Origin of the sequence: Microbacterium sp. NPDC077184, from assembly GCF_040687055.1 — a bacterium.
GTDB lineage: Bacteria > Actinomycetota > Actinomycetes > Actinomycetales > Microbacteriaceae > Microbacterium.
On sequence record NZ_JBFBMM010000008.1, the window covers coordinates 94,315 to 113,937 of the forward strand.

At 69.8% G+C, this 19,623-nt stretch carries 17 protein-coding genes; 11 read left to right on the forward strand and 6 right to left on the reverse strand.

The features are described 5' to 3' along the window. Positions 1-2 precede the first annotated feature (2 nt). From yidC to AB0O93_RS14115, 7 genes are all read left to right on the forward strand, one after another. Complete coding sequence (gene yidC / locus AB0O93_RS14085; protein WP_363344477.1) at positions 3-1,115, forward strand: membrane protein insertase YidC; 1,113 nt, start codon at positions 3-5, stop codon at positions 1,113-1,115. A gap of 28 nt (positions 1,116-1,143) precedes the next feature. After that, on the forward strand, positions 1,144-1,653 hold the full coding sequence (locus tag AB0O93_RS14090) for a R3H domain-containing nucleic acid-binding protein (protein ID WP_363344400.1): 510 nt from the start codon (positions 1,144-1,146) through the stop codon (positions 1,651-1,653). A 34-nt stretch (positions 1,654-1,687) separates the two neighbouring features. Then, complete coding sequence (gene rsmG, locus AB0O93_RS14095; RefSeq protein WP_363344402.1) at positions 1,688-2,311, forward strand: 16S rRNA (guanine(527)-N(7))-methyltransferase RsmG; 624 nt, start codon at positions 1,688-1,690, stop codon at positions 2,309-2,311. Between the two features lie 464 nt (positions 2,312-2,775). Continuing rightward, positions 2,776-3,048: a GIY-YIG nuclease family protein gene (locus AB0O93_RS14100; protein ID WP_363344479.1), complete on the forward strand. Its 273-nt coding sequence runs from the start codon at positions 2,776-2,778 to the stop codon at positions 3,046-3,048. A 401-nt stretch (positions 3,049-3,449) separates the two neighbouring features. Then, the gene (locus AB0O93_RS14105) at positions 3,450-4,385 is read left to right on the forward strand and encodes a ParA family protein (protein WP_363344404.1); all 936 of its coding nucleotides are present in this window, start codon (positions 3,450-3,452) and stop codon (positions 4,383-4,385) included. Beyond that, positions 4,385-5,395 carry a ParB/RepB/Spo0J family partition protein gene (locus AB0O93_RS14110; protein WP_363344406.1) on the forward strand — a complete coding sequence of 337 codons (1,011 nt, stop codon included), beginning with the start codon at positions 4,385-4,387 and terminating at the stop codon, positions 5,393-5,395. Before AB0O93_RS14105 ends, AB0O93_RS14110 begins: the two co-directional genes overlap by 1 nt. A 54-nt stretch (positions 5,396-5,449) precedes the next feature. Then, positions 5,450-5,797 carry a tryptophan synthase subunit alpha gene (locus AB0O93_RS14115; protein WP_363344408.1) on the forward strand — a complete coding sequence of 116 codons (348 nt, stop codon included), beginning with the start codon at positions 5,450-5,452 and terminating at the stop codon, positions 5,795-5,797. 90 nt (positions 5,798-5,887) lie between these two features. Here the strand turns inward: AB0O93_RS14115 and trxA are convergent, their stop codons facing one another. From trxA to AB0O93_RS14130, 3 genes are all read right to left on the reverse strand, one after another. Further along, positions 5,888-6,211, reverse strand: a complete 324-nt coding sequence (gene trxA, locus AB0O93_RS14120) for a thioredoxin (RefSeq protein WP_363344410.1) — start codon at positions 6,209-6,211, stop codon at positions 5,888-5,890. A 72-nt stretch (positions 6,212-6,283) separates the two neighbouring features. Further along, a complete protein-coding gene (gene trxB / locus AB0O93_RS14125; protein WP_363344412.1) occupies positions 6,284-7,270 on the reverse strand; it encodes a thioredoxin-disulfide reductase in 987 nt (328 codons plus the stop codon). 68 nt (positions 7,271-7,338) lie between these two features. After that, a complete protein-coding gene (locus AB0O93_RS14130) occupies positions 7,339-9,501 on the reverse strand; it encodes a DUF6049 family protein (protein ID WP_363344414.1) in 2,163 nt (720 codons plus the stop codon). 143 nt (positions 9,502-9,644) lie between these two features. Between AB0O93_RS14130 and AB0O93_RS14135 the strand changes: the two genes are divergently transcribed. Both AB0O93_RS14135 and AB0O93_RS14140 read left to right on the forward strand, forming a co-directional pair. Continuing rightward, positions 9,645-11,243 carry a methyltransferase gene (locus AB0O93_RS14135; RefSeq protein ID WP_363344416.1) on the forward strand — a complete coding sequence of 533 codons (1,599 nt, stop codon included), beginning with the start codon at positions 9,645-9,647 and terminating at the stop codon, positions 11,241-11,243. A 9-nt stretch (positions 11,244-11,252) separates the two neighbouring features. Next, positions 11,253-12,677, forward strand: a complete 1,425-nt coding sequence (locus AB0O93_RS14140) for a CCA tRNA nucleotidyltransferase (RefSeq protein ID WP_363344418.1) — start codon at positions 11,253-11,255, stop codon at positions 12,675-12,677. A 31-nt stretch (positions 12,678-12,708) separates the two neighbouring features. Here AB0O93_RS14140 and AB0O93_RS14145 read toward each other — a convergent pair whose 3' ends face one another. Further along, on the reverse strand, positions 12,709-13,206 hold the full coding sequence (locus AB0O93_RS14145) for a septum formation family protein (protein WP_363344481.1): 498 nt from the start codon (positions 13,204-13,206) through the stop codon (positions 12,709-12,711). 120 nt (positions 13,207-13,326) lie between these two features. Between AB0O93_RS14145 and AB0O93_RS14150 the strand changes: the two genes are divergently transcribed. Next, positions 13,327-16,464: a M14 family zinc carboxypeptidase gene (locus tag AB0O93_RS14150; RefSeq protein WP_363344420.1), complete on the forward strand. Its 3,138-nt coding sequence runs from the start codon at positions 13,327-13,329 to the stop codon at positions 16,462-16,464. Positions 16,465-16,536: 72 nt separating this feature from the next. On the opposite strand, the gene AB0O93_RS14155 is transcribed toward AB0O93_RS14150, so the two are convergent. Together AB0O93_RS14155 and AB0O93_RS14160 are read right to left on the reverse strand one after the other, a co-directional pair. Further along, positions 16,537-17,571, reverse strand: a complete 1,035-nt coding sequence (locus AB0O93_RS14155; protein WP_363344422.1) for an NAD(P)-dependent alcohol dehydrogenase — start codon at positions 17,569-17,571, stop codon at positions 16,537-16,539. A 93-nt stretch (positions 17,572-17,664) separates the two neighbouring features. After that, a complete protein-coding gene (locus AB0O93_RS14160; RefSeq protein WP_363344424.1) occupies positions 17,665-18,063 on the reverse strand; it encodes a hypothetical protein in 399 nt (132 codons plus the stop codon). An 87-nt stretch (positions 18,064-18,150) separates the two neighbouring features. Here AB0O93_RS14160 and AB0O93_RS14165 point away from each other — a divergent pair, with 87 nt between their 5' ends. After that, on the forward strand, positions 18,151-19,515 hold the full coding sequence (locus AB0O93_RS14165) for a transcriptional regulator (RefSeq protein WP_363344426.1): 1,365 nt from the start codon (positions 18,151-18,153) through the stop codon (positions 19,513-19,515). Positions 19,516-19,623: the final 108 nt, after the last annotated feature.

Here is a 19,623-nt window from a genome sequence, read left to right on the forward strand (position 1 = left end):
TCCTGCGCATGGATCTTCTGTTCGCCACCGCTTCGTCCACTCCGGCTCCCGCCGGCGGTGGCGGCTTCGACCTGATCGGCACCATCCTGTGGCCGCTGAAGTGGGTCGTCGAGCTCGTGCTCGTCGCCTGGCACGCGTTGTTCACGGCCATCGGCCTCCCGGCTGCGGACGGCATCACCTGGGTGCTGTCCATCGTCGGCCTGGTCATCATCGTGCGTGCCGCCCTGATCCCGCTTTTCGTGCGGCAGATCAAGAGCCAGCGCAAAATGATGGAAATCGCCCCTGAACTGCGGAAAGTTCAGGAGAAGTACAAGGGCAAGAAGGATCAGCTCTCCCGTGAGGCCATGAGTCGCGAGACCATGGCGCTGTACAAGAAGCACGGGACGAACCCGGTGGCGAGCTGCCTCCCGCTCCTCGTTCAGATGCCGATCTTCTTCGCGCTGTTCAGCGTGCTGAACGACGTGACGCGTCACGCGCAGGCGGGCATCGGTGGCGTCGGGCTCCTCAACGCGGAGCTCACCCAGGAGTTCTACGACGCGAAGCTCTTCGGTGTCGCCTCGCTCCACGAGACGCTGATCGACGCGTTCAACACCGGCAACACGACGGCGATCGTCATCCTGCTGGTTCTCGTCGTCCTGATGATCGTGTCCCAGTTCTTCACGCAGCTGCAGATCATCTCGAAGAACCTTTCGCCCGAGGCCAAGACCGGCCAGGCGTATCAGATGCAGAAGATCATGCTGTACGTCCTGCCGTTCGCATTCGTCTTCTCCGGCGTCTTCTTCCCGCTGGGTGTCGTCATCTACTGGTTCGTCTCGAACCTGTGGACGATGGGCCAGCAGTTCCTCGTCATCCGTGAGATGCCGACGCCCGGTTCGGAAGCCGCGAAAGCGCGTGAGGAGCGCCTTGCTCGCAAGGGCAAGGCGATCGATTCGTCGGGCAAGGTCGTCCCGATGGAGAAGTACCTCGCTGAGCAGAAGCGTCTCTACGAAGAGGCCGAGCGCGCCAAGGCGGCGACACCGAAGCGTCAGCAGCCGGTGGGCAAACAGCGAGCGAAGAAGCAGGCCCAGAAGCAGCCGGGTGCGACTCCGGGCGACAACGGCACGTCGTCCGCGTGAGCGGACTCCCCTCTGAGAAGGAACAGTCATGACGAACATCGATACTCCGCGCGTGAACGCGGACCGTACCGAGCCGACGATCGAGGAGCTCGAGCAGGAAGGGGACGTCGCCGCCGACTTCCTCGAAGGTCTACTCGACATCGCCGATATCGACGGTGACCTCGATCTCGACGTGCGAAACGGTCGTGCGTACGTCTCTGTCGAGGCCCCCGAGGGTGGTTCCGTCTCCCTCATCGCCGACCCCGACACGGTCCAGGCGCTGCAGGAACTCACGCGCATCGCGGTTCAGGCGAAGACCGGTCGATTCTCACGCCTGATTCTGGATGTGGGTGGATCTCGCGACACACGGCAGCAGCAGCTGGCCGGGCTGGTGGATCGTGCGATTCAGAAGATCGAAGAGGGCGCTTCGCAGGCATCCCTCCCGTCCATGTCGAGCTATGAGCGCAAGCTCGTCCACGATGTCGTCGCCGAGCGCGGTTTCGTCTCGGAGTCGTACGGTGAAGGAGCGGATCGTCACACCGTGATCCGCCGCGCCTGACGTGTCGGGCGACGTTTCACGTGAAACGGCGGCTGTGACGGTCGAGGTCGAGCCCGTTGCCGCTGCGGAGCTCTTCGGGTCGCGTCTGAGTCTCGCGCGGCAGTTCACAGCCGCGTTGGCAGAGCAGGGTGAGGAGCGCGGCCTGATCGGCCCGTTGGAACTCCCCCGCCTGTGGACGCGTCATGTGCTCAACAGTGCGATCATCGCACCGTTCTTCTCGGGCCGGGTCGCGGACATCGGTTCTGGAGCGGGTCTCCCGGGTCTGGTACTGGCTATCGCTCGCCCGGATGTCGAGTGGGTCCTGGTTGAGCCGATGGAACGCCGTGTGCAATGGCTTACCGAGCAGGTGCGCGAGCTCGAGCTGGACAACGTAGAGGTCCTGCGGGCGCGGGCGGAAGACTGGAGCCGCGGTCCGGTGATGGACGTGGTCACGGCGCGCGCGGTGAGCGCTCTGCGCACGCTGCTGCCGTTGACGGCGCCTCTTGTTCGTGACGGTGGCGAGCTTGTGCTGCTCAAGGGTGCGAATGCTCAGAACGAGATCGCCGCGGCGCAGAAGCAGCTCCGGAAGTTCGGTGTCGTCGATGCGCGTGTAGAGATCGTGGGTGAGGGCATCCTTTCCGAGCCCACTCGCGTCCTCCGAGGCGCCGTCCGCCGCTGACCCCCGGTGATCCGAGATCCCCTGCCCGGTGTCGACCACGGGATATTCTCACCCCCGGTGATCGCGTAGCCGCGGAGCGGCCTACCGAGATCCCTCACCCGGTCTCGGTACACCGCGCTTCGCGCGGTACTCGACCACCGGGTGCAGACCTTCGAGGTAGGCGTTTCACGTGAAACATCGTCGTACCTCGGTGATCGAGTAGGCGCGGAGCGGCCTACCGAGATCCCTCGCCCGGTCTCGGTACACCGCGCTTCGCGCGGCACTCGACCACCGGAAGGTCGGTCGGCCGCTCGGGCCGTTTCACGTGAAACAGATCCCGCTGATACGTCGGTGATCGAGTAGTCGCAAAGCGACGTACCGAGATCCCCTCCTCCCCCGGGGCGCACTGTCCTGCGTTGTCCACCGGTGCCAGATTCTCGCTCCGTCGGCTCGCGCAATCCCGCCAGGATGCTGTCGTGGCATGGATGTATATCCTTCAGTGCGCGGACGGTTCTCTCTACGTCGGCAGCACGCTCGATCTCTCACGTCGCGTGCAGGAGCATCAGCTCGGGGAAGGTTCGGCATACACCGCGGTCAGGCTTCCCGTCGCGTTGCTCTACTGCGAGGAGTACGACCGCGTCGATGATGCGTTTCGTCGGGAGAAGCAGGTCCAGGGATGGGGCCGGGCAAAGCGCCTCGCTCTGGTTGCCGGTGATATGGGTGCGGTGTCTCGGCTAGGCAAGAAGCGTTTCACGTGAAACGTAGGCGACGGGATCTCGGTACGCGGCTGCGCCGCTACTCGATCACCGGGATGGGTCGGTGGTCGAGTGCCGCGCGGAGGGCGGTGTATCGAGACCGCGGTCGGGGTGGCGACGGGATCTCGGTACGCGGCTGCGCCGCTCCTCGATCACCCGGATGGGTCGGTGGTCGAGTGCCGCGCGGAGTGCGGTGTATCGAGACCGGCCCGGGGGCGTTGCGGGATCTCGGTACGCGGCTGCGCCGCTCCTCGATCACCGATAGGGGTTTCACGTGAAACGTAGGCGACGGGATCTCGGTACGCCGCTTCGCCGCTCCTCGATCACCGGGAGGCGGGCGGTGGGGGTGGGATCGCCTAGAGTGGAGGACGTTGTTCTGACGCGCGAGAGGGAGAGTGTTTCACGTGAAACAACCCGAGGAGACGGAGTCATCTTCCGCATCCTTCTCGTTCGACGACACCCCGCTGGCCCGCGAACTCGCGGATCTCTCCGCTCGACGGCGGCGGCTCGAAAGCACGGACGTCGAACTCTCCGGGAAGACCCGCGTCCTGACGGTGTCGAACCAGAAGGGTGGAGTCGGAAAGACGACGACCGCGGTGAATATCGCCGCCGCTCTGGCATCCGTCGGGGCGAAAGTCCTCGTCGTCGACCTCGATCCGCAGGGAAATGCGTCGACAGCGCTGGGTGTCGCCCATACCGCCGACACCCCGAGCGTGTACGACGTCCTGATCGATGAGTTCCCCCTCGCCGACATCATCCAGGTCAGCCCGGAGTCGCCGAGGCTGCTCTGTGCTCCGAGCACGATCCACCTCGCCGGCGCTGAGATCGAACTCGTCTCGCAGGTCGCACGCGAGCATCGCCTGCGCACGGCGCTCGACGACTACCTCGCGACCGAGGACCACCACCTCGACTTCGTCCTGATCGACTGCCCACCGTCGCTGGGGCTCCTCACGATCAACGCATTCACCGCCGCCAGCGAGGTCCTCATTCCGATCCAGTGCGAGTACTACGCGCTGGAAGGCCTCAGCCAGCTGCTCGGCACCGTGAAGATGATCCAGAAGCACCTGAATCCCCGACTTCACCTCTCCACGATCCTGCTCACCATGTACGACGGGCGTACGCGCCTCGCGCAACAGGTCGCCGAGGAGGTGCGCCAGCACTTCCCCTCCGAGGTGATGGGCACCGTCATCCCCCGGTCGGTCCGCGTCTCGGAAGCCCCGAGCTTCGGACAGACCGTCATCGCCTACGACGGCCAGTCCGCCGGCGCGATCGCCTACCGCGAAGCCGCGGTGGAACTCATTCGACGCGACTCCGCGTCTTCGAAGGAAGGAAGCGCCTGATGGCCAAGCGCACAGGCCTCGGTCGCGGGATCGGGGCGCTCATCCCCACCGCCGAACCGACAGAAGAACGCCCCTCGGACGTCTTCTTCCCCAAGACAGCATCTTCGGATGCCGCACCCGAGGCGACCGGTTCCTCGGATGCCGCGCCCGAGGCTGGCAGCAATGACGATGCGGGGGACTCGACCGAAGAGCTCGTCGCCGTTCCCGGAGCGCGGCTCATGCAGATCGATCCGCACACGATCGTGCCCAACCCGCGTCAGCCGCGCACCCACTTCGATCCCGACGACCTCGCCGAGCTCATCCACAGCGTCCGCGAGTTCGGCGTGCTGCAGCCGGTGGTCGTCCGCGCCACGGATGAGGGCACCTACGAACTCATCATGGGGGAGCGGCGCACGCGGGCCGCTCGCGAAGCCGGCCTCGAAACCATTCCTGCGGTTGTACGCGACACGTCGGACGAGAACCTTCTCCGTGACGCCCTCCTGGAGAACCTCCACCGCTCACAGCTGAACCCGCTGGAAGAGGCGTCCGCGTACGAGCAGCTCCTCGCCGATTTCGGAATCACCCAGGAGGAGCTCGCCACCCGGATCGGTCGCTCGCGTCCGCAGATCAGCAACACCATCCGACTCCTCAAGCTGCCGGTTCCGGTTCAGCAGCGCGTCGCGGCGGGAGTCCTCAGCGCCGGCCACGCGCGGGCGATCCTCTCCGTCGAGACGCCGGAGGCGATGCAGCGCCTCTCCGACAAGATCATCAACGAAGATCTCTCGGTGCGCGCGGCGGAGGCGGCCGCCAAGACCCTCGATGGTGCGGGGACTCGGCCGGGCAAGGCACAAGCCGGCGCCCGCCGCGCCCACCTCGACGATCTCGCGGAGCGCCTCGGAGATCGCCTGAACACGCGGGTGAAAATCACTCTGGCAGCGAAAAAGGGCCAGATCAACATCGATTTCGCCAGTATCCAGGATCTGAATCGCATTCTGGAGGAGCTCGGCGAATCGGGCTACGGCTCAGCCTGAGAGCACCTTTCCACACCCAGCCCGCGATCGGGTTTCGCGACGTAGGCTTATGGGGTGAGTTCCGCAGATCGCTCCCCGCAACGCCGAGCCAGTCTCGAGCTGCTCCGCGCCGAAGCAGCGGACGAGCTCTCCGTTCTCATCGCGGAGCGCCTCCGCGAGGGCGAAGACCCCTGGGATTTCATGGAGGACCTCCCCTCCGTCGACGAGCTCGTGGTGTTCACGCTGCGCGCCGAGAACATCGCCGCGAACGGCGGATCCCGCCCGAATGCCGCTCGTCATTACCGCGTCCTCCGTCAGATCTCGCTCGACTACCCGGAGCTGACAACGGCGGTGTGGCGACTCCTCGGCGAGGCGAACACCCATCGGCGCTGGGACGCCACGGTGCGCGTCGACGCGTCGTAGACAGACATTCCGGTTCGCGCATATATTGCGCGAACACGAAGAAGCCCCGCTCAGAAGTGATTTCCGAGCGGGGCTCCCTCGTGAAGCGGATCAGCCGATGTACTTGGCGAGATCCTGCTGCAGAGCGAACTTGGGCTTCGCGCCGATGATGGTCGTCTCCACCTCGCCCTTGTTGAAGACCTTCATCGCCGGGATCGACGTGATCTGGTACTTCATCGCGAGGTCGGGGTTCTCGTCGACATTGAGTTTGAGGATCGTGAGCTTGTCGGGGTTCTCGGACTGGATCTCATCCAGAACGGGAGCGACCATGCGGCACGGGCCGCACCACTCCGCCCAGAAGTCCACGAGCACGGGTCCCTCGGCCTGGAGCACGTCCTGCTCCCAGGTCGCCGAAGACGTCGCCTTGGCAGTCATGTTTTCTCCTTCGATCGGAAGTCGTACAGGGGCGTCAACACATGACGCCGGAGGATTGTTCCGGATGCCGCGTCAGGCGACGTTGACCTCGGGTCGGCCCTCGATCGGGTCGGCCTCCGGCTCCGGCGCACCGGCCTCACCGAGTCCGGCGAGGTAGTGCTCGACATCCAGTGCGGCAACCGTACCGCTTCCGGCCGCGGTGACGGCCTGGCGGTACGTGGGGTCGAGCACGTCACCGGCGGCGAAGACACCCGCGACCGACGTCCGCGACGAACGCCCGTCGACCGCGATCGTGCCTTCGGGGGTGAGCTCGAGAGCACCGTGCACCAGGTGCGTGCGCGGGTCGTTGCCGATGGCGACGAACACGCCGTCGAGGGGGAGCTCGCGACGCGAGCCGTCGACGGTCGACTCGAGCACCACGCCGGTCACGGCATCCTGTCCGAGGATGTCGACGATGGCGCTGTTCCAGACGAACTCGATCCTCTCGTTCGCGAACGCGCGCTCCTGCATGATCTTGGACGCGCGGAGCTCTTCGCGGCGGTGGATGACGTAGACCTTCGAGGCGAACTTCGTCAGGAACGTCGCCTCTTCCATCGCGGAGTCGCCGCCGCCGACGACGGCGATGACCTTCTCGCGGAAGAAGAATCCGTCGCACGTGGCGCAGTACGACACCCCGTGGCCGGAGAGGCGCGCTTCGCCCTCGATGCCGAGCTTCCGGGGGGCGGAGCCCGTCGCGAAGATGATGCTGTGCGCCTCGTGGGTGGCACCGCTGCCGAGCGTCACGCGCTTGACGGGGCCCGAGACGTCGAGCGAGACGACGTCGTCGTAGAGGACCTCGGCGCCGAACCGCTCGGCCTGGGCCTGCATCTTGGCCATGAGATCAGGGCCCATGATGCCCTCGGGGAAGCCGGGGAAGTTCTCCACCTCGGTGGTGTTCATCAGCTCACCGCCGGCTTCGACGGAGCTGGCGACGACGAGGGGCTCGAGGTTCGCGCGTGCGGCGTAGATCGCGGCGGTGTACCCGGCGGGGCCGGATCCGATGATGATGACGTGACGCACTGCGCCCCCTTCTCTGCGGTTCTCACGGGACTCCGACATATCGATCCCGCTCGATGAATCAACCCATGCTAGCCGTCGGACATTCCACGCCGTCGCGCCCGGAGCTTCAGGACGGTGCGGACGACACCCAGGACCAACAGGCCCCCGACGAGCACGGCCAGCGCGGTGATACCCACGCCCTCCCACTCGGCGCGGACGTTGACCTCCACCCGCTCCGAGTCTCCGATCGCGATGCTCGCCGGGCTCCGCAGCTGGAGGTCGATGACGACGTCCCCGCTGCCGACACGCGCCTGCACGGGCACCTCGACGCGGGTGTTGCTCCGCGGAGAGGCGACCACCGGGGTCGCGCGCTGCACGTCGAGGCGGAGATCGCCGGGCGTGGCGTACAGCACGAGGTTGACCGGCCACTCGAGGTCGTTGCGCACCCAGAACCGCAGCCCTGCGCCGGAGCCGAAGAGGTTGATGGTGCTGGTGGGGAGGAGCTCCACCGAACTCAACGTTGTCCGGGTGGCGCCGCGGTGCAGCTGCACGGCACGGGCGGCCGCGTCGGGCTGGTCGACCCAGCCCACCGAGAGCAGCTGCAGGACCTCGGCGCGCTCCGGTCCGGTGAGGAGGGAAGGCTGGTCGAGGATCGTCGCGAAGCGTCCGAGCGCATCCTCGTCGGCGATCAGAGCGGATGCCGTCTCGACGCGTTCGGCGGACGGGGCGCCGTCGACCGCGGTGACCGGCACAGCCGGGGAGGAGGCGAGGGCCCCGAGTGTGACCGCTGTGGCGCCGGGGTACTGTGCAGCGGCGGTCAGGACCGCCCGCAGTGCGACGCGCGAACGCTCGGCCTCGCGGTCGAGGGTCACCATGACGGGAAGACCCGGGGTCTCGGCGACCGCGAAGGACAGATAGGCGGATGCCGCCGCCAGGGGCGCGCCGCGGAGGGACCCCTCCTCGCGCAGGCTCGCCTCGTGGAGCGCATCGGAGACCGCCGCGTCGTACACCAGCACCGCCGCGCCGTCCGCGTCGCCGCGAGCGGGGACGGCTCCGCCGTCGGCCCCGGCGGTGGTCGCGGTGGAGGGGAGCATCGTGAGGGAAGAGCGACCGTCGGCTTCGATGCCGCCGAGCTGCGCGACCGATCCGGGCGAGGTGGTTCCCGGTGCCGGCCAGAACACCGCGTCACGACCGCCGCCGATGTCGAGCAGCTGGTCGGTGTCGGGGATCACCGGTTCGCCGGGGACGACCGTCGCGGTCGGCGTGGGCGTCGGGGTGGCCGCGGGGGCCGGAGTGCTGCCCGGGGTCGGGGCGACCGGCACGAAATCCTGCGGGGTCAGGAAGGCCGCCAGCCCGAGGGGGCGGAGGGGCCGCTCGAGGCCCGCGGCGAGCTGGACCGCGACGTCGGCGTCGCCGTACTGCAGGGCGAAACGGGAGTTGGGGAGGGCGATCAGTCGCTCCAGCCACTGCGTCGCGGAGGCGGGGGCGCGGGAGCCGAGCGCGCGGATCGCGGCGGGGATGGCGGGGTCGACCGCGAGGATCGCCGGCGTGCCCTCCACGCCGTCGAGCTGACTCGTCAGCGCCCCGGTGGGCGCGGTCAGCGCGGCGAGCTCCGTCGCGCTGAGAAGGCCCGTGCTCAGGGCGGGAGCGGTCAGCGGCACGACCACCCCGATGGTGGTCTCGGCACCGTCTTCGGGGACCACGACGACGCTGACGGCCGTGACGGTCTCACCGTCGAGGTCGTAGCTCGCCGCGAGCGGGTAGACACCGGGGGCGCGTCCGGACAGGCGCGGGTCGTCGGCCTCGACCGAGATCCCGCCGGTGCGTTCGCCGCCCGCGGGCACCGCCTCGAGCTCGGTCGCGGCGACCTCGTCGAGCCCGTCGAGCCCGCCCTCGCCGTCGAGCCACGCCGTCAGCGCGGCCCGGTCGCGCACGGCCTCGCCACCGAGCCACAGCCGCACCGGAAGCGTCGGGGTGGCGGCATCCGTGCCGTTGGCGAGGGTCACCGACACCGCGAGACGCTCACCGGGGCGCAGGATGCCGGCGCCCAGCGGCGAGAGCGTGAACGCGACCTCTCCGGGCTCGGACAGGCCCGCCGAGGTCGTCGGGGTCGGGGTCGGCGCGGGGGTCGTGGCCGCACTCGCGGTCGTCGGTGCGATGAGCAGCACGAGGCTCAGGAGCGCTGCGCCGACCGTCGCGCCGATGCGCCGGCGTCGCGGAGGACGGCGTGCGGGACGGGCGAGGGGGATCACGGTCATACGTTCGGTTCGCTCCCGTGCGATGTCGACCGCACGAATCGAAGGCGATTCTACGGTCCGCTTCCCCTCCGGCCCCTGAGAACGCTCCGCGAGGACACACGCGGCCCGGATGACGCGCGGCAGGGTTCAATGGTGGGGTGACCCCGCCCGCCACGCCGCCCGCCACCCCGCCCGCCACCCCGCCGCTTCCCCTCCCGACCGCCGACCGCGAGGGCTGCGAGCGACTCGCCGCCGATCTCCGCGCCGCGGGCTTCACTGCCGCCGGGGTGCGCTCCGCGTGGGGCGCCGACAACGACGACGCGGTCGGTCGCGGCGTGCGCGGGCCGGCACTGCGTGTCCTCGGCGACCGCGACGACGCCCTCGCCGTCCTGGCGAGACTCCTCGTCCTCGGGATGCCGCAGGACGCGGCATCCGTCGCCGCCGCCCTCCCGCGCACGGGCATCGCCGGCCTCTGCGCTCTGGGACTCGCGACGACCGACGGCACCCGCGTGGCTCCGACGGCGCTGATCCGCCCGCAGAGCTACGCCGTCGGCACCGGTGACGGCCACTGGTGGATCGCGAGCGACCTCGACGAGGCGGCCCTGGCCGGACCGCTGCCGGAGGACCATGTCCTGGGGGTCGGGGGTGCATCCTTCACCCTCGCCGAACTGCAACTGCCCACCCCCGCCGCGCGCGCCCTCGATCTCGGCACCGGCTGCGGCATCCAGGCCCTCCGCGCCCGGGAGCACGTCGCGGAGGTCGTCGCGACCGACATCTCCGCGCGCGGCCTCGCCTTCGCGCGGCTGAACGCCGCCCTCAACGGCGTCTCCGGTATCGACGCGCGTGCGGGGAGCCTGTTCGAGCCGGTCGCCGGGGAACGCTTCGACCGCGTCATCTCGAATCCGCCGTTCGTCATCACCCCGCGACGCACCGGCGTCCCCGCCTACGAGTACCGCGACGGCGGCATGGTCGGCGATGCGCTCGTGGCCTCCGTCATCCGCGACGTGGGCGAGCATCTCGTCCCCGGCGGTGTCGCCCAGATGCTCGGCAACTGGGAGACGCGCGACGGTGTCCCGGGGCTGGATCGCGTGCGCGAGTGGGTCGACACGTCGCCGGTTCCGGTCGACGCCTGGGTCGTCGAGCGCGAGCACACCGACCCCCTCGCCTACGCCGAGCTGTGGATCCGCGACGGCGGCACAGTCCCGGGCACCGCGGAGTTCGATCGACTCCTCGACGCCTGGCTCGAGGACTTCGCCGCGCGCGGGGTGACCGGGATCGGGTTCGGCTACGTCCTGCTCCGGCGCCCGGCCGGCGGGGACGCGCCGACCCTCGCCCGGTACGAGACGGTCACCCAGCCCCTTCCGCAGGGGGGCCTCGGCGCGCATCTGGCGGAGGCGCTCGCGGCCCACGACCGGCTCGCCGACATGGACGATGCGGCGGTGGCGGCATCCGTCCTCCGGGTTTCGGGCGACGTCACCGAGGTGCGTCATCATCGCCCGGGCGAGGAGGACCCGACGGTGATCGAACTGCGCCAGGGCGGCGGATTCGCCCGTTCCCTGTCGGTCGATCCGGCGCTCGCCGCCCTCGTCGGCGCGTGCGACGGGGATCTCGCCGTCGGCGCTCTCATCGACGCGATCGCCCAGCTGCTCGAGGTGGATGCCGGGGCCTTGCGCGCCGATCTCCTGCCGCGCGTGCGCGAGCTGCTCTTCACGGGATTCCTCGGCTTCGCACCGGATGCCGAGGGCGGGCCTCGGTAGGCTCGAGGGATGCTCAACATGGCCGAGGGCATCGCGCGTCTCGGCGCGCTCGCCGAGTCCCGCGTGGTGTCCACGCTCGCCGACGCGTTCGCCGCGGCGGGCCGCGATCTCGCCGTCGTCGGCGGTCCGGTGCGCGACGCGCTGCTCGGACGCACGACGAACGACCTCGATTTCACGACCGATGCGCGCCCGGACGAGATCCTCGCGATCGTCACCCCGATCTCCTCCGTCCAGTGGGATGTCGGACGCGCGTTCGGCACGATCGGGGCGAAGGTCGCCGGTGAGCAGGTCGAGATCACCACGTACCGCGCAGACAGCTACGACGGGGTGACGCGCAAGCCCACCGTGGAGTTCGGCGACACGCTGGAGGGCGACCTCGTCCGCCGCGACTTCACCGTGAACGCCATGGCGCTGCGTGTCCCCGCGAAGACGCTCGTCGACCCGACCGGCGGTGTCGAGGACCTCCTCGCCGGGACGCTGCGGACCCCGACCGATCCCGAGGTGAGTTTCGGCGACGACCCGCTGCGGATGCTGCGGGCGGCGCGCTTCGCCGCCCAGCTCGGCTTCGAGGTCGCGCCCGACACGGTCGCGGCCATGGCGCGGCTGCGCTCATCGCTGTCGATCGTCAGCCCCGAGCGGGTGCAGGGCGAGCTGGTGCGACTCCTCGCCGCCGACGACCCGGTGCGCGGCATCCGGATGCTGGTGGAGACCGGGTTGATGGAGGAGTTCCTCCCGGAGGTGCCGGCCCTCCGTCTCGAGGTGGATGAGCACCATCACCACAAGGACGTCTACGAGCACTCGCTCACCGTTCTGCGGCAGGCGATCGAGCTCGAGCACGCCCGGCACCCGGGTGCCGCACCGGATGTGCCGCTGCGCCTGGCCGCACTGCTGCACGACATCGGCAAGCCCGCCACGCGACGCCTCGAGAGCGGCGGCGGAGTGACCTTCTACCACCACGACGTCAAGGGTGCGCGGATGGCGCGCAAGCGCCTGAACGCCCTGCGCTTCGACGCGGCGACCACCACGACGGTGACCCGACTGATCGAGCTTCACCTGCGGTTCTTCGGCTACGCCGAGGGGGCGTGGACGGATTCCGCCGTCCGGCGCTACGTCCGCGACGCGGGCGATGAGCTCGAGCGCCTGCACATCCTCACCCGCGCGGATGTCACGACGCGCAACGCGCGCAAGGCCCGCCGGCTGGCGAGCGCGTACGACGACATCGAACGCCGCATCGACGAGCTGGCCGAGGCCGAGGAGCTGGGCGCGATGCGCCCGGAGCTCGACGGGAACCGCATCCAGGAGGTGCTCGGCATCAGCCCGGGTCGCGAGGTCGGCGAGGCGTACCGTTTCCTGCTCGATCTGCGCCTGGACGAGGGCGTCGTCGGCGAGGAGGAGGCCGAGCGGCGCCTGCTCGCCTGGTGGGCGTCGCGCTGACCCCCTCCGGACGAACCGGCGCCGCCGAATCTCAGATCCCGGAGTCCTTCAGGGAGCCGGTGGTCTTGCCGGCCGGGTCCATGATCAGGCACGACACCAGGCGGTCGTCGAATTCCTCCCAGCCCTGCTGGGTGGGCATGTACGAGCTGAACAGCAGCGTTGACTCCTCGTACGGCAGGCCGACGAAGGCTTCGAACTGGGCGTAGCAGCCCTCATCGGCCTGCTGGCCGACGACATCGACGCCCGGCCATTCGCCGTCGTCGAGGGTGATCTCGCCGAACACCTCCATGTCGTGCGGCTCGCTGCAGGGCACGAGGGGGACGTCGGAGATCTCCTCGCCGGTCTGCTCGTCGAGGCAGTCGCCCACCGACAGGGTGAAGACGTCGGCCTGCCCCGATTCGGTGACCTCCCCGCTGTCCTCGTCGCGGACGGCGGTGTCGCCACCGGTGAGATCGCCGACGGAGGCGGTGCATCCGCTGAGGAGGACGGCGGCCGACAGGGCGGCCAGGACGGGGAGGGATCGAGTCATTCGCACCCGGGAGAGTCTGACAGATCCGCATGCGTTCCCCGTGTCTGCGCGGCTCCTGTCTCACGACGGGTGATGGAGCGGTAACATTCCGCCTCTCCACGGAAACACGGTGTCCCTAGGGTGACGGCGACCAACCTGAAGTGGAGCCCATCCGTGCTGAAACGCCTCATCGCCGGGGTGGGGTGCGCCGCGGTCCTCGCCACCGCCGCCGTCGTCGCCACCCCCGCCTTCGCCGCCGTCGAATCGCCGGCGATCCCCCTCGTCCGACCCGCATCGCCGCTGATCGACATGCCGACGCAGTACCCGGTGCAGCCGGCTCTGCAGGTCTTCCCGGACCTGGAGACGGATGCCTCGATCCTCCGCGGCGTGATGCCCTACGACGAGATCGCGCCGTTCCTCACCCGCGTCATGGCGGAGTCGAACCGAGTGTCGACGCAGGTCGTCGGCACCTCGCAGCAGGGCCGCGACATCTACCTCGTCACGGTGACGAGCCCGGAGACGCCCGAGCAGACCGCCCAGCAGGACGCGTGGCGCCAGAAGGTCAAGTACGACCCCGCGGCGGCGGCGGCGGACACCGCGCTGAAGGACGGCTACAAGATCCCCGTCTGGTTCAACAGCAACATCCACGGCAACGAGTGGGAGGGCACCGACGCCACCCTGAACTACATCGAGAAGCTCGCCACCAGCGATGACCCGGCGGTACTCGACGTCATCTCGAACAACCGGCTGTACTTCACCGTGACGAACAACCCCGACGGCCGCGCGCTCGGCCAGCGGGGAACGGTCAACGGCTACGACCCCAACCGCGACTTCATCACCGGCGCCACCGCCGAGGCCTCGCTGACCCGTGATCTCGCGAGCGTCATCCAGCCGACGTACTTCATCGACATCCACGGCTACACCAACGTGCTGCAGGTCGAGCCCTGCGGACCCCCGCACGGCGAGAACTACGAGTACGACCTGTTCCTCCCGCACGCGTACTCCACCGCGCTCGAGATCGAGAAGGCCGTCGTCGAGGCGAACATCCCCGGCAACACCTACCTCGCCGCCAACGGGTCGGCGACGACCACGAACACCGGGAAGATCAAGATCCCCTACCGCGACATCCGCTCGGGCTGGGACGACTGGCCTCCGATCTTCGCGCCGCAGTACGTGGCGTACCAGGGCGCGATCACGAACACGGTCGAGCTGCCGCTCGGGCGCGTGAACCCCGCGTCCGATCCCCGGAACGCCGAGCGGGCCGCGGTGAACATCGAGGTCGCCGAGATCGTCGTCGAGACGGTCGTGGACTACGTCGCCGACAACGGTTCCGCGCTGCTCGACAACCAGATCGAGATCTTCCGCCGCGGCTTCGCGGGCGAGCCGAGCGTGGTCATCCCCGCCGACATCACCGCCGAGCAGCTCCCCGAGGGCGTGCCGACCGAGTGGGTCGACATCTGGGACGAGACCGACATCTACAACGCCGACTACCCGCGCGCCTACGTGATCCCCGCCGGGGACGACCAGCGCTCGGAGTCGGACGCGCAGACCCTCGCCCAGATGCTGCTGGTGAACAACATCGAGGTGTCGCGGACGACCGCGCCCTTCACCGTCGACGGCGTGACCTACGAGCCCGGCTCGTTCTTCGTCGACATGCACCAGCCGCTCCGAGGTCTTGCGAACGTGCTGCTCGCCGACGGATCGGACATCTCCGAGCGCGTCCCCGACATGTACGACATCTCCGCGTGGAGCCTGTCGCTGCTGTGGGGCGCGGATGTCGACGCCATCGGGACGACGACGGATGCCGCCCCCGCGGTCTCGGTCGAGCCCGTCACGGAGGCGCCGCTGACGGGCTCCATTCCGGATGCCGGCACCTATCTGGCCTTCGAGCCGCGCGGCGTCGCGGACCACCAGGCGATCGTCGAGCTCCTCGGTGAGGGCATCGCGCTGTCGCAGATCCCCGACGGCACCGTCATCCTGCGCCGCGACGAGGCGGGGGCGGCGGCCGCCGCCGCGGTCGCCGACATCTACGGCGTGGACTTCGTCGCCGTCGACGGGCGCGCCATCCGCGACGGCGAGAGCACCGCGTTGCGCCTTCCGCGCATCGGCTACGTCAACGTCTCGGACGATCGCGACATGCTCACCAAGCTCGGATTCACCGACCTCGTCCCGGTGACGAGTGCGACGATCACCGCCGGCACGGTCGACCTGACCTCGATCGACCTGCTGTTCGTGGGTGCCAACCTGACCTTCAACCAGAACCAGCAGGCCGGCCGCGACGCCGTCGCCGCGTACATCGCGGCGGGCAAGCCCGTCGTGGCCCGCGGAACCCCGGGCGCCGCGTTCGCGAGCACCTTCGGCGTCACGACCGCCACCGCGGTCACCGGAACGAGCGGGTCGAACGGCATCGCACGGGTCGACACTCCGGCCGACGGCATCCTCGGGGACTACCCGCAGGACACCGCGTTCGGCTCGTCGTTCGTATGGTTCACCGGACTCGGTGAGAACGCCACCGTCGAGCAGTCCTACGCCACGGAGGACATGTTCGTCTCCGGGCACTGGGCGGGCTCGCAGGCCGGACGCACCCAGGCGGACGCCGCGGGTCAGGCCTCGGCGTTCTCGGCGGTCGGCCCCACGGGCACCCGCGCCTTCGTCTTCGGCACCTCGCCGTCGTACCGCAACCACCCGGTGGGGGCGTTCAGCGATGTGGCGCGGGCCATCTTCTGGGCCGCGGGCGAAGGCACGCCGGTCACCCCGCCCGGGCCGGTCATCGAGGAGGACCTCGTCGAGGAGAACCGCGGTGGCGTGAGCGTTCCCGACATCGCCGCTCCGGGCGAGACCATCACCGTCACGATCCCCGGCAGCGACCCGACCGTTTCGGTGCTGCTCTTCTCCGACCCGATCGACCTCGGCGAGTTCGAGGTGACGGGAACGATCGAGGTGACGATTCCCGAGGACATGCCGCTCGGCGACCACAAGCTCGCCGTGCTCGGCACGGAGAGCCGCCTGATCGGGTGGGACGACATCCGCATCGAGCTCCCGGTCGAGCCGACGCCGGACCCGACGCCGGATCCGGAGCCGACGCCGGACCCGACGGCCGAGCCGACGCCCACCTCCTCCGCCACCCCGGCACCGGCATCCGGATCCGACCCCGGTGACCTCGCGGTCACCGGAGGATCGAGCCCCGCACCCTTCGTGATCGGCGCGCTGATCCTCGGGCTCATGGGAGCTGCGGCGACGTTCTTCGCCCGGGCGCGGATGCGGGCCCGCACGCAGTAGTGGCGCACGCGAAGGCGCCCGGTCCGGCGGAGGTGTTCCGTCGGCCCGGGCGCGTTCGCGCGTCGCGCCGGCTCAGGGCACGATGACCGCGCGTCCGCGGACGGTGCCGTCGTGGAGCTTCCCGTAGGCCGTGACGGCGTCGTCGATGCCGAACGTCTCGACGTGGACCGAGATCGCACCGGCCCGGGCGAGGTCGAGCACCTCCATCAGCTCCGACCGCGAACCCCAATAGGGTGCGCGGACCGTCGCTCCGAAGGGCGTCGCGAAGAATCCGGCGGTGAGGGTCCCGCCGCCGATCCCGACGATCTCGATGTGCCCGTCGACCGCGACGGCGGCGCGTGCCGTCTCGAGCGTGGGACCCGCGCCGACGAAGTCGAAGACGGCGTCGACACCGCGTCCGCCGGTCATCTCCCGCACGCGGTCGGCGGTGTCAGCGCCCGAGATGAGCGTCTCGTGCGCGCCGACCTCGCGGGCGAGGGCGAGCTTGTCCTCACCGAGGTCGGCCGCGATGACGCGGGCCTGGCTGAGGGCGCGGATGATCTGGATGCCGACGTGACCGAGCCCGCCGACCCCGATGACCAGCACGGTCGATCCCGGGCGCAGCGTGGGGAGCGCGTTCTTGACCGCGTGGTAGGGCGTGAGCCCGGCATCCGTCAGGGAGACCGTCTGCACCGGGTCGAGGTCGCCGAGCGGAATGAGGTGCCGCTTGTCGTCGACGATCATGTACTCGGCCATCGCGCCGGGAGCCCCGAGTCCGGGAGGGGCGATGCCGAGCTCGGCGGCGTTCGGGCAGTAGTTCTCCCTGCCCGTCGCGCAGGCGTGGCACAGTCCGCATCCCCACGGCCCGTAGACGGCGTACGAGCCGCCGACGTCGATCCCCTCGACCCCGGCACCGAGCTTGTCGACCACGCCGACGCCCTCGTGTCCGAGCGTGAGCGGGAGTCCGTAGGAGTACTGCTCGGCGGGAAGGTCCATGACGAACCAGTCGGAGTGGCAGAGCCCCGCGGCGGTCACCTTCAGCCGGATCTGCCCCGGACCGGGCTCGGGGACGTCGACCTCCACGACCTCCGGACCCTTGCCGACCTCGCGATACTGGACTGCCTTCATGACGTTCTCCTCTCGTGGACTCTTCCAGCGTGAGGTGTCGGGGCGCCCGGCGACAGGGTCTTCCGACCCGTGGGGGCCTTCGCTACCCTCGCGTCAGCGCGAGAGGCGGCGGGCCGCGGCGAGATCGAACACGAACAGCGCGGCGCCCTGGATGATGATCGCCAGCCCGTGACCGCGCGCGTCGGCGGCGCTGAGCCGGCCGCCGAACGTGGGCGTGCGCACCGCGAGATGGGCCCCGGTGGCGACGTAGCCCACATCGAGCGCGGTGTTCACGAGCAGGATGCGGCGGAGCGCGGACTTCTTCGGCAGCGACGACCGCTTCCCCGTGAACACGGCGATGCCGAGGTCGATCGCGCCCCACATCAGCGTCTGCAGCCCGAACGCCCGGGTGCGGGGAGAGACGGCGAGCACCCCGCCGACGAGAACGGATGCCGCGCCCCACCGCGTCAGGCGGCGGACGAGGGTCTGCGCGACGGACCGTGTGGATGCCATGGCTCCATGATGGCCCGGGCCCTGTCCTCCGAGGGCGGACCGACCTAGACTCGACGGCACCGCTCCTTCGTCGATGATCGGAGCCGCATGACGTCGCCGTGGTCTGCCCGGTTCGAGGTCGCACCCGCCACCTCGCGCCTGCTCATCGAGCGCGCCCACGACGAGCTCGTCGCCGGCAATCCGGAGGATCACCGACTCGCCGACATCCGTCCGCTCGTGCGGGAGTCGTGGCGACGATCGCTGCAGAGTTTCGTCGGCGCGGAGGATCTGCCGCCGCTCGACCTGACCGCGGCGGAGCTCGAGCAGTACCGCCGCGCGCATCCGCTGGCCTCCGTCATGGACATGGTCCGCGCCCTCCTCCTCCCGGGTACCCCGGAGGACTCGGGCGTCGCCGTTGCGGTGGGTGACGCCGCCGGGCGCCTGCTCTGGGTGGAGGGCGATCGGCGCGTGCGTTCCCTCACCGGAGACATGGGGTTCGTGGAGGGGGCGAACTGGTCGGAGGATGCCGTCGGCACAGCTGCACCCGGAACGGCGCTCCGCCTCGACCGGTCGGTGCAGATCCACGGCGCCGAGCACTACAACCGGCTCGTGCAGCCCTGGTCGTGCACGGCGGCGCCCGTCCATGATCCCGAGACGCGCCGCATCCTCGGGGTGATCGATGTGACCGGCGAAGCCGAGGCCGTGACGCCTCAGGCACAGCTCCTCGTGGACGCCACGGTGCGCGCCGTGGAGGGCGAACTCCTCGTCGCCCGGCTTCGGGCACGGGCGCAGGACGCCGCCCGCGCGTCGCGCTCGCCGTCGCGGCCGCTCTCGTCCCGCCCGTCCGCGCGGGCGACCGAGGCCGATCGGTTCACTCTGCGCGTGCTCGGTCGCGACCGCGCGCTGCTGGAGGTGGCCCGGGAGGGGACGGAAACGGTGACCGAGCTGTCGCCGCGGCACGCCGAGCTGCTCCTCGTCCTCGCCACCCACCGTCAGGGGCTGTCGGCGGAGCGCCTCGGCGACCTCGTCTACGGGGAGGATGCCGGCTCCTCCGCCGTCACCCTCCGCGCCGAGATGGTGCGGCTCCGCCGTGCGCTCGAGCGGACGGCGCCCGCCCTCGTCCCGGCGTCGCGGCCCTACCGGCTGGCGGTGGAGCTCGAAACCGACGCCCACCAGGTGCTGTCGCTCCTCCACCGCGGCGCGCATCGGGTGGCGCTCGCCGCCTTCCACGGCGATGTCCTCCCCGACTCGGTCGCGCCGGGGGTCGCCGAGGTGCGCGAGACGGTGCGCACGGCGCTCCGGGATGCGCTGATGACCGAGGCGAGCGTCGATGTCCTCCTCGCCTTCGCCGACACCGACCTCGGGTACGAGGACGCGGAGCTCTTGGAGCTGTGTCTGCGGATGCTGCCGGCCCGCTCCCCGAAGCGGGCTCCGCTCGTGGCGCGCCTGGAGCGCCTCGCCGCCCACGGGTGACGAGCCGTCTCCCCATTGCAACGGGATGCAACCTCCCGCGACGTAGCGTCGACGCACCGCGCGACACCGTCCGTCGCGCCCCCTGTCGAAGAGGACACGAGGAGAGAG